Genomic DNA, 6,642 nt, shown 5'->3' on the forward strand with positions numbered 1-6,642 from the left:
TGGAGGCGACATGCTATTTGCGCGATTCCTGAACCAACGCCCAGCGGCACCACCTTCTGCTGCTCCCGCCGCCACCGCCCCCACTCAGGACGCCCTCGCCGCGCAAGCCTGTCACCCCACGACGGAGCCGGCACTCCGCTGTGCCGCAATTGCCCAGATGGTGAATCTGGCACTGCTGCGCCAACTGGCGAGCGATCCGCAGCCCGACATCCGCGCCGCCACCGCCGCCCGTTATCGGGAACTGCTGTGCAGCAGCGGCAATCCCGCGCTCCCCTTCACCGCCCAACTCGCCGCGCTCACCGCCAGCACTGAGCAATCCTTGCTTGATTTTGTCGCAATTAACGCCGCTGAACCGGCGCTGCGGCTGGCAGCATTAGCGCGGGTCAGCGATCCCGCCGTATTGCTTGACTGCGCCGTCGCCGATCCCGTCGCCGCGCATCGCCGCGATGCCGTTGCCCGCTTAGACACCCGCGAAGCGTTGGAACAAGTGGTGCGGCTGATTGGCAAAAAGGACAAACACGTTTACCGCGTCGCCCGCGACAAGCTGCGACAACTGGCAGAACAGGAGGCGCAGCCCGCGCTGCTGCGGGCGCAGTGTGAAGCGTTATGCACTGCCGCCAGCCGCCTCGGTCGCAGCGGCAGCAGTCAACAGGATCAAGCGCTGCTGGCGCATTTAGATCAGCAATGGGCGGCGCTACCCGCGCCAGCTCCCGCTGATTTACACACCCGTTATCACGCCGAGCGCGAGCGTTTCCTCACCAGCAGCGCCGCGCACGCCCAAGCGCAGGCAGATCAAGTCGCCGCGCTGGAAATCCACGCTGCCGCGCACGCCGAACGGCAAGCGTTGTTGGAGATATTGGCGGCAGCGGTGCAGTTATCAGATGCCGCAGCCATTCAAGCGGAATGCGCCCGACTTGCTGCTGTATGGCAGGCATTGCCGCCCCTTGCCGCGCCAGCGCGTCATTTGGAGCAGCGTTATCAAACCCTGCACCAAACGGCGCTGGATGCCGCGCAGCAGTTGATTGCGCAGCGCGGACAGACTGAACGCTTGCAGCGGACGCTGGGGCTGGCGCAGCGCCTGCTGGATGACAGCAAACCGTTGGAACATCGCCGCACCCGCTCGCTGTTGACGCAGGGGCGCACCCTCGCTGCCAACCAGCCGGAGACGGAGTTGGCGACGGAATTTATGGCGCTGGTAACGCGCTTGGAGGCGCGGCTGGCGCAGCAGCGTCACCACGCGGAACAACGCTTGCGCCAGCTCCCGGCGCGAGTGGCGGAATTGGAAACGCGGCTGGCGGCGGGTGAACTGAAAAAAGCTGATCCGCTGTATCAAAGCGTGCAGGCGGGGCTGGCGCTGGTGTCTGCCAGTGAATTGCCAGCGGCGGCGGTGACGGACATCGCCCAGCGGTTGCGCTTGCTCGCACCGCAATTGCGCGAGTTGCAACAGTGGCGGCGCTGGGGCGTCGATCAGCACCGCGAGGGGTTATGCACCGACATGGAGGCGTTGTGTACCGCCGAGCTGCCGTTGGCGGCGCTGGCGGAGCAGTTGCACCTGTTGCAAAGCGATTGGAAACAAGTGGATCAAAGCGGCTCGCCGGCGAATCAGGCGCTGTGGGAGCGATTTCATGCTGCCGCTGAAACGGTTTATGCCCGTTGTCGTCCGTTTATGGCGGCGCAGGCGGTGGAGCGCGAGGCGAATCGGCTGGCACGGGAGCAGGTGTGTCAGCAGTTGGAAACGTTTTTAAGTTTGGTCGATTGGGAGCGGGTGGAGTGGAAAAAAATCCTTCGCGCTGAACGAGAAATGCGGCAGATGTGGGCGGCGCTGGGCGTGACTGAGGGGCGCTATCACAAGGCGCTGGAGCGGCGGTTTTATCAGTTGCTGCGCCAGCTTGATCGGCGTTTGGACGCCGAGCGCAAGCGGAATCAAGCGCAGAAACAGCAGTTATTGGAACAGGTGCTGGCGCTGGCGACGCTGCCGGATTTGGAGACGGCGCTGGAGCAGGTGAAGCGGTTGCAGCGTGAGTGGCATACCACTGTGCCGGGGCATCAGCGGATTGAGAACCGGCTGTGGCAGCAGTTCCGCACGGCGTGTGATGCGGTATTTGAACGGCGGTCGGCGCAGGCGCACACGGTGGCGCATGAAGTGCGGGAACAGGTGGCGGTGCGCGAGGCGCTGTGTGCGGAGGCGCAGACGTTGGCGGCAGCGACAACGCTCTCGCCGCTGCAAATCAAGGCGCAGATGCGCGAGCTTGAAGAGCGGTGGCGGCTGGCGCAGCAATTTCCGTTGGCGCGGCACTTGGCGACGGCGCTGGCGCGGCAGTGGCGCGAGGCTGGTGAGGCGGTGGCGCAGCGGTTGGCGGCGGCGGAAATGCAGCAACGACAGGCCGCAGTAGCGGTGGTGCGACAACAGGCTGCTTGCTGTGAGCAGTTGGAGCACAGCGTGCTGGGGGTGGCGACAGCGCCGGTGCTGCCGGAAGTGGCCGCGCAGCAATGGCTGGCGCTGACGGCGGAGCACGCACCGGATGCAGCGTTGGCGGCGCGGTTTGCACAAGCGTTGGCGGCGGTGGGGCAGCCGGAGCAGGTGGCGGTGTTGCACCAGCAGTTTGCGGTCAATGGGGCGCGGCGGCAGCACCTGTGTTTGCAATTAGAGATTCTCGCCGGGGTGGAATCACCGCCGGAATGGGCGCAGCAGCGGCTGGAGTTTCAGGTCGCTCGTTTGGCGGAGCGGATGGTGGGCGGTGAGGAAGATTCGTTGCAAGGCGCGACTGAGTTACTGCGTGAGTGGTATCGCTGCGGGCCGGCTCCGGCAGATGCGGCGGTGGCGGCGCGATTTGAGCGCGTGTGTCTGGCGTTGGTGCTGTGACGGGCACCGTTTCGATGAATGACATCCCCCAAGATCAGGCGCTGGAGCGCGATATTCAGTTATTTACCGCGCTGCTCGGCGAGGTGCTGCGTGAGCACAGCCGCAAACGGGTGTTGGTAATTGTGGAGCGATTGCGCGATGAATTCATGCAGTTGCGTGAGCGCGATGATCCGCTGTTGCGCGAGAAATTGATGACGCGCATCCATAGCTTTGATCCGCAAACGCTGTCCGAAGTCATCCGCGCTTTCACTATTTATTTCGGGCTGGTCAACACCGCCGAGGAACTCAACGCGCATCTGGTGCGGATGGATCGCATCGCTGATGGCGAACGGCTGTGGATTGGCTCGTTTGACGACACGCTGCGCCAGCTTCAAGCCGATGGCGTGAGCGCGGCGCAAGTGCAAACGTTGCTAGATAACCTGTTGTATTTGCCAGTTTTCACTGCGCATCCGACCGAAGCGAAACGCCGCACCATTTCCGAAACGTTTCGGCGAATTTTTCTGATTGGGCAGGATTTGCGCCGCCAGAAACTCAACGACGAGGAAATCGAGGAGAAATTGCAGGAACTGCTCACGCAGATTCAAATCCTGTGGAAAACCGACGAGGTGCGGGTTCACAAGCCGCAGGTGATCGATGAGATTCGGCAAGGGCTGTATTTCTTCCGTGAGTCGCTGTTTGTCGCGGTGCCCAAGGTCTATCACTTTTTGGAAAAGGCGGTGCGCCGTGCCTACGGTGCCCAGCACGGCATTCGGGTGCCGAGTTTGATCCGCTTTGGTTCGTGGATTGGCGGCGACCGCGACGGCAATCCTTTTGTGACTCCAGAAACGACTGAGCTGGCGGTGCGGCTGCACAGCGAATTGGTGCTGGAGGAATATCTGGAGCGGGTGCGCAAATTACGGCGGATGTTGAGTCATTCCAGTGCGTTATGTCAGGTGTCGCCCGCGCTGCTGGATAGCTTGGATGCGGATGAAAGCTATTGGGTGGCGGAGATGGGGCAAAGTTGGCGGCGGTTTCTGCACGAGCCGTATCGCCGCAAGCTGGCGCTGATCAGTCATCGCCTCAAGGCGAATTTGGCGCGAGTGCAGGCGCGGCTGCGTCACCAAGACCCCATCGCGTTGGCGCGTGGTTATGCCAGCGATGCGGAGTTTCTGGCGGATTTGGCGCTCATCCGCGATTCGCTGATTCATCACGGCGATGCCAGCGCCGCTGCCGGGCCGTTGCAGGAGTTGATTCGGCTGGCGGAAACCTTCGGCTTTCATCTCGTCCATCTCGATTTGCGCCAAGAATCCCAGCGCCACACTGAGGCGGTGACGGAATTATTCGCCCGGCAAGCTGGCGCACCGTTTTATCAAGCCTTTACGGAAGAGCAGCGGCTGCTGGCGCTGGCGGAATCTATCGCGCATCCACATCCGTTTGTGATCGACAAGGCGACGTTGACGGCGGCGACGCGGGAAACGCTGGAAGTGTTTGAGGTGATGGCGCGGATGCGAGCGGAAATCGGCGCTCAGGTGTTCGGGCACTACGTTATTTCGATGACGCACAGCGCCAGCCATGTATTGGAGGTGATGTTGCTGGCGCGATTGGCGGGTTTGGTCGGCAAGGATCAAAACGGCTGGTTTTGTCATCTGCACGTTTCGCCGCTGTTTGAAACCATCGACGATCTGAGCCGTATCGCGCAGGTGATGGGCACTTTATTTGCGCATCCGACCTATCGCGCTCTGCTGACTGCGTCCGGTAATCAGCAGGAAGTGATGCTGGGATATTCGGATTCGTGCAAAGACGGCGGCATTCTCGCGTCGGGCTGGCATTTATTTAGTGCCCAAAAAAGCGTGATCGCGCTGGCGGATGAATACGGGATTGCGTGTCGGTTGTTTCACGGACGCGGTGGCACGGTGGGGCGCGGCGGTGGCCCGACGCATGAGGCGATTTTGGCGCAGCCGCTGGACACCGTACACGGGCAAATCAAGTTCACGGAGCAGGGCGAGGTCTTGTCGTATCGCTACGCCAACCCGGAAACGGCGCGTTATGAATTGACGTTGGGAATCAGCGGTTTAATCAAAGCGAGCCGCTGTTTGATTGAGCCGCCCCGCGAGGAGCGCAACGATTATCTGGGCATCATGGATGCGCTGGCGCACGACGGTGAGGTGGCGTATCGCCAACTGATCCGCGAGACGCCGGGGCTGTTGGATTATTTCTACGATTGCACGCCGCTGGACGGAATTGCGCTGCTCAACATCGGTTCGCGCCCGTCGCATCGCAATAAAACGGATCGTTCGCTGGGTTCAATTCGGGCGATTCCGTGGGTGTTTGGCTGGGGGCAATCGCGCCACACGCTGCCGGCGTGGTTCAGCATCGGCTATGCCATTGAGCAATATCGCAATAATGACGTGGAGCGGCTGGCGAAATTGCAGCGGATGTATCAGGAATGGCCGTATTTTCGGGCGTTGCTGTCGAATACGCAGATGTCGCTGTTTAAGGCGGAAATGCGGATTGCCCGCGAATATGTGACGTTGGCGGACAATCGTGAGCAGGCAATGGCGATTTATGAGCTGATTGCGGCGGAATATCAGCGGACGCTGACGCAGGTGTTGCAGGTGGCGGGGCTGCATGGGTTGATGGAGGAAACGCCGGAGTTGCGTCATTCGCTGGCGCGGCGCAATCGTTATCTTGATCCGCTGAGTTATATCCAGATTGCGGTGCTAAACCGCTATCGCACGGAGCCAGAAGAAGAACAACGTGAGGAATGGCTAGACCCGCTGTTGCGTTCAATTAACGCGATTGCGGCAGGAATGCGTAATACCGGCTGAAGCGGCGGGTGGCGGAGCAATATCCCGCGCCAGCGCCGTGAGCATTACATCCACACTCGTTTCAATCCGCGTTTGCAGCACTTCTGGGCTGGGGCGCGGACACCCACCGATTAACAAGCCGCGCTACACATTAACCGCTACTGAATAAAAGCGTTCACGCCGCCGCAATCATCGCGGTGGCTGGTTCATGCCAACTGACAACTGCCAACTAAATAAACCACCTGCGTTTTCACTGGCATCACTCATTCCTGATTTAAGAGGTTTTTGTCATGGAGTTGGAATCAACCATTCTTCAAACACCGCCGCACCCGCTCAATTTGGAACGTTTACGCGCCAGCTTGCAACCGCGTTATCAGGTCGAGTGCGAGTTGGGAGCCGGCGGCATGGGACAGGTCTTTCTCGCCACCGATACGACGTTGGAACGGCGGGTGGCGCTCAAAACGATCTTGCCGGAGTTGTGTACCGATGCGGATTGGGTGGCGCGGTTGCAGTTGGAGGCGCAGCTCGCCGCTGGGTTGCAACATCCCAACGTGGTGCAAGTGTTTGAATTACTGACGGTGGGCGCGACACCGGTGCTGGTGATGGAATATGTGCCGGGGCAAACGTTGACCAACATGCTGGCGGACGGTTGGCTGACGGCAGAACAGCTCACGCGCTTGCTGGCGGAAGTGTGCGACGGCATCGCTTACGCCCATGCGCGAGGCGTGATTCATCGTGATCTCAAACCTGCCAACATTTTGCTGAGTCGAGACGGACAGCCGAAGGTCAGCGATTTTGGGTTAGCGGTGCAGCATCAGGGTAAGTAACAGCTTGCAATAATCTATACATATCTACTAAAATCTATGCTTATGGAAAAGAAATTAGTAAAGATAGGTGAAGCGGCAAAAATTTTGGGAACGTGTGTAAATACATTGCGTCGATGGGAAGCGTCGGGCGAATTAGTCCCAACGCGAAAAACGCAAGGTGGAACAC

The 6,642-nt window shown here is 60.4% G+C and carries 5 protein-coding genes; 4 read left to right on the forward strand and 1 reads right to left on the reverse strand.

The features are described from left to right. The first annotated feature begins 10 nt into the window (after positions 1-10). On the forward strand, positions 11-2,863 hold the full coding sequence (locus CKO12_RS00755) for a DUF349 domain-containing protein (RefSeq protein WP_200152815.1): 2,853 nt from the start codon (positions 11-13) through the stop codon (positions 2,861-2,863). Between the two features lie 14 nt (positions 2,864-2,877). Further along, entirely contained in the window at positions 2,878-5,670 is a 2,793-nt protein-coding gene (gene ppc, locus CKO12_RS00760; RefSeq protein WP_200152816.1) for a phosphoenolpyruvate carboxylase, read from the forward strand. On the opposite strand, the gene CKO12_RS00765 is transcribed toward ppc, so the two are convergent. Further along, complete coding sequence (locus tag CKO12_RS00765) at positions 5,629-5,787, reverse strand: hypothetical protein (protein WP_200152817.1); 159 nt, start codon at positions 5,785-5,787, stop codon at positions 5,629-5,631. The two genes, ppc and CKO12_RS00765, sit on opposite strands and share 42 nt — an antisense overlap. Before the next feature lie 152 nt (positions 5,788-5,939). Between CKO12_RS00765 and CKO12_RS00770 the strand changes: the two genes are divergently transcribed. After that, positions 5,940-6,476 (forward strand): serine/threonine-protein kinase, encoded by a 537-nt coding sequence (locus tag CKO12_RS00770; RefSeq protein WP_200152818.1) that lies wholly within the window; start codon positions 5,940-5,942, stop codon positions 6,474-6,476. A gap of 42 nt (positions 6,477-6,518) precedes the next feature. Further along, positions 6,519-6,642 (forward strand): MerR family DNA-binding transcriptional regulator (locus CKO12_RS00775; RefSeq protein ID WP_200152819.1); only part of this gene is annotated, 124 nt, incomplete at its 3' end.

This window comes from Chromatium okenii (genome assembly GCF_016583745.1).
In the GTDB taxonomy this organism is placed as follows: domain Bacteria; phylum Pseudomonadota; class Gammaproteobacteria; order Chromatiales; family Chromatiaceae; genus Chromatium; species Chromatium okenii.

Excerpts from the sequence above, each read along its gene's own strand:
- CKO12_RS00755 (WP_200152815.1), top strand. The coding sequence starts at position 11 with ATGCTATTTGCGCGATTCCTGAACCAACGCCCAGCGGCACCACCTTCT.
- ppc (WP_200152816.1), top strand. The coding sequence starts at position 2,878 with ATGAATGACATCCCCCAAGATCAGGCGCTGGAGCGCGATATTCAGTTA.
- CKO12_RS00770 (WP_200152818.1), top strand. The coding sequence starts at position 5,940 with ATGGAGTTGGAATCAACCATTCTTCAAACACCGCCGCACCCGCTCAAT.